At 65.9% G+C, this 3,333-nt stretch carries 3 protein-coding genes; all 3 read right to left on the bottom strand.

Annotated features, from left to right (window positions below):
* Positions 1-47: 47 nt before the first annotated feature.
* Positions 48-791 (bottom strand): biotin--[acetyl-CoA-carboxylase] ligase, encoded by a 744-nt coding sequence (locus ACIQ3R_RS16600; RefSeq protein ID WP_397419963.1) that lies wholly within the window; start codon positions 789-791, stop codon positions 48-50.
* A gap of 2 nt (positions 792-793) precedes the next feature.
* Positions 794-2,242 carry an NADH-quinone oxidoreductase subunit NuoN gene (gene nuoN / locus ACIQ3R_RS16595; protein WP_397419962.1) on the bottom strand — a complete coding sequence of 483 codons (1,449 nt, stop codon included), beginning with the start codon at positions 2,240-2,242 and terminating at the stop codon, positions 794-796.
* 10 nt (positions 2,243-2,252) lie between these two features.
* On the bottom strand, positions 2,253-3,333 hold a 1,081-nt coding region (locus ACIQ3R_RS16590; protein ID WP_397419961.1), incomplete at its 5' end, for an NADH-quinone oxidoreductase subunit M.

The raw sequence follows: 3,333 nt of genomic DNA, 5'->3' as shown, positions 1-3,333 counted from the left end.
AGCGTGTTGGTGTTGCCCTGTTCGATCGCCAGCAGCATTGGCGCGCCTCAGCCCTCTCCGAAAAAGACGTCACCGGCGGTGATGCGCTCGATCGCCCCGTCGTCCCGGCGGAGCTTTAGCGCACCATCGGCGTCGAGTCCCTCGGCGACGCCCCAGATCTCGCGATTGGGCAGGCGCGCCAGGCATCTCTCGCCCAGTCCCTGTGCGCGCAGCGTCCAGCCCTCTGCGATGGGCGCGAAGCCCCGTTTGTCCCACTCGGCGCGCCAGCGCTCAAACGACCGGGCCAGCACCTCAAGAGACGCGCCTGGAGCCGGCGGCGGGCCACTCATGTGCTCGGCGAACGCCGTGGCAGGACGTTCGACGTCATTGGGAGCATGGGCAAGGTTTACGCCCACGCCTACGGCGAGCCAGAGCCCCCCACCTTGGCGGGTGCCGGATTCGACGAGGATGCCAACGGCTTTGCGGCCGTGCACCAGCACGTCATTGGGCCATTTGAGGCGCGCCGCCCCGGTTCCCAGACAGGCATCCGCAAGATCGCAGGCCGCCAGCGCCGCCACGAACGAGAGCTGCGCAGCTTCCGCAGGCGGACGATCGGTTGCCATCAGGAGCGTCGCAGCGAGGTTGCCCCGCCCCGTCGACCAGGTACGGCCACGACGGCCGCGTCCCGCTGTCTGTTCGGTCGCCGTGATCCAGACTGGCCCGATCTCACCGCGTTCGCCCCGCCGGCGCGCCTCCGCGTTGGTGGAATCGATCGTGTCGTAGGCCTCGATCGGCGGATGGTTGGCGTCCAATCCTAAGCCAGTCCGAAAGCCTGGGCGGCGCGTTCCGCCAGCGGGTCAAGCCAGGTCAAAGCCACCAGCACCAATGGGAAGGCGAACAGCGCCGAAGCCACCGCGATGGTCCGAGCCTCGACCGGCGGCGCGTCCGTCGCTCCAGGGCTGGCGTCGAACCACATCACCTTGATCAGCCGCAGATAGTAGAAGGCCGCCACCACGGAACCGATCAGACCCAGCACGGCCGGAACCCACAGCCCGGCGTCGATCGCCGCCTGGAACACATAGATCTTGGCCCAGAAGCCCGAGAACGGCGGCAAACCCAGAGCCGACAAGGCGAACACGGTCATCGCCAGCGCCAGCACCGGCCGCTCCTTGATCAGTCCCGCCATGTCGTCGAGGCTCTCCATCGACCGACCCTCGCGAGACAACGCGGTGAGGCAGGCGAAGAAGCCCGTCACGTCGATCATGTACAGCACCATGAACATCAGCATGGCCTGCAGGCCTTCGCTGGTGCCCGATGCAAGACCCAGCACCGCATAGCCCACATTGGCGATCGAAGAGTAGGCCCAGAGCCGCTTGAGGTTCTTCTGTACGAGGCCGCCGAAGGCGCCGACCGCCACCGAGATCAGCGCCAGCGCGATCAGCACCTGCTGCCATTGCCCGGCCGCGGCCGGGAACGCATCGGCGATGACGCGGGCGAACAGCACCATAGCCGCCAGCTTGGGCGCGGCCGCAAAGAAGGCCACCACCGGCGTCGGCGCACCCTCGTAAACGTCTGGAGTCCACATGTGGAATGGCGCGGCCGAGACCTTGAAGGCCAGGCCACAGATCACGAAGATCAGGCCGAAAAGCAGACCCGTGTCCACCTTGGCCCCGGCGACCGCCGCGATCTCAGTGAACACCGTCGAGCCGGCGAAGCCATAGACCAGGCTGGAGCCATAGAGCAGCAGACCCGACGACAACGCGCCCAGCACGAAATACTTCAGTCCGGCTTCAGACGCCTTTGCGTTGTCGCGATGCATCGCCGCCATGACGTAGAGCGCCAGCGACGACAGCTCGACGCCCACATAAAGCGCGATCAGGTCGCCGGCCGAAACCATCATCCCCATGCCGAGGGCCGACAGCAGGATCAGCACCGGATGCTCGAACACCTTCACGCCGCGCTTCTCGAACCACGGCTGCGCCAGCGGGATCGCTACGGCCGAGGCGAGATAGATCGCCACCTTGGCGAACACCGCAGCCGCGTCGGCCACCAGGGCGCCCCCGAACGCCACGCCGAGCGGCTGGGTTGCGGCCACGCCTGCAGCCGCCAGCAAGGCGACGACTGCGCCGGCGCCGACCAGGCGGGTCCGCGAGGGCGCGAAGGCGCCCGCCACCAGAAGCGCCATGGCGCTCAGCGCCAGGATCAGCTCCGGGCCGGCCAGCGATAGGCTTTGGGCCAGAGAAAGATTGGGGGAGAGTGTCATCGTGGCTCCCCTACCCGCCGATGGCCGCCTGATAGACCCGCACAAGCTGGTCTACCGAGGCCTGGGTGACATCAAAGACGATGTTGGGCTGGACGCCCATGTAAAGCGTGGCGATCACCAGCGGCGCGAACACCGCGATCTCGCGCCAGTTCAGATCGGTGATCTCCGCCAGCTTGGGATTGGTGATCGTTCCGAACACCACGCGGCGATAGAGCGTCAGCATATAGACGGCTGAGAGGATCACGCCGGATGCGGCGGCGACCGCCGTCCAGGTCGAGATCTGATAGACCCCGGTCATGGCCATGATCTCGCCCACGAAGCCTGATGTGCCCGGCAGGCCGACATTGCCCATCGTGAACAGCATGAAGATCGCCGCATACATCGGCATCCGCGTCACCAGCCCCCCGTAGAAGTCGATGTCGCGGGTGTGCATGCGGTCATAGATCACGCCGACGCAAAGGAAGAGCGCGCCCGAGATCACGCCGTGGCTTAGCATCTGGTAGATTGCGCCCTGCTCGCCGGCCGCATTGCCGGAGAAGATGCCCATGGTCACGAGACCCATGTGCGCCACTGAGGAATAGGCGATCAGCTTCTTCACGTCGGTCTGCCGGAAGGCCACCAGCGAGGTGTAGACCACCGCGATCGCGCTCAACGCCAGGACCATCGGTGTGAAGAATTCCGAGGCGTCGGGGAACATCGGCAGGCTGAACCGCAGGAAACCGTAACCGCCCATTTTCAGCAGGATGCCCGCCAGGATCACCGAGCCCGCGGTCGGCGCTTCGACGTGCGCATCGGGCAGCCAGGTGTGAACCGGCCACATCGGCATCTTCACCGCGAAGGAGGCGAAGAAGGCGAGCCATAGCCAGGTCTGGGCCTCAGGGCTGAAGGCGTACTGCATCAGCTCCGGGATCGAACTCGTGCCGCTCGACCCGATCATGAACAGGATCGCCGCCAGCATCAGCACCGAGCCGAGCAGCGTGTAGAGGAAGAACTTGAAGGCCGCGTAGACCCGCCGCGCCCCACCCCAGATGCCGATGATCAAGAACATCGGCACCAGGCCAAATTCGAAGAAGATGTAGAACAGCACCAGG

The sequence above is a fragment of the Phenylobacterium sp. genome (assembly GCF_044371015.1).
Classification (GTDB): domain Bacteria; phylum Pseudomonadota; class Alphaproteobacteria; order Caulobacterales; family Caulobacteraceae; genus Phenylobacterium.
Note: the sequence above shows the minus strand (reverse complement) of the source record. Positions and strands in the feature narration are given on the sequence as shown.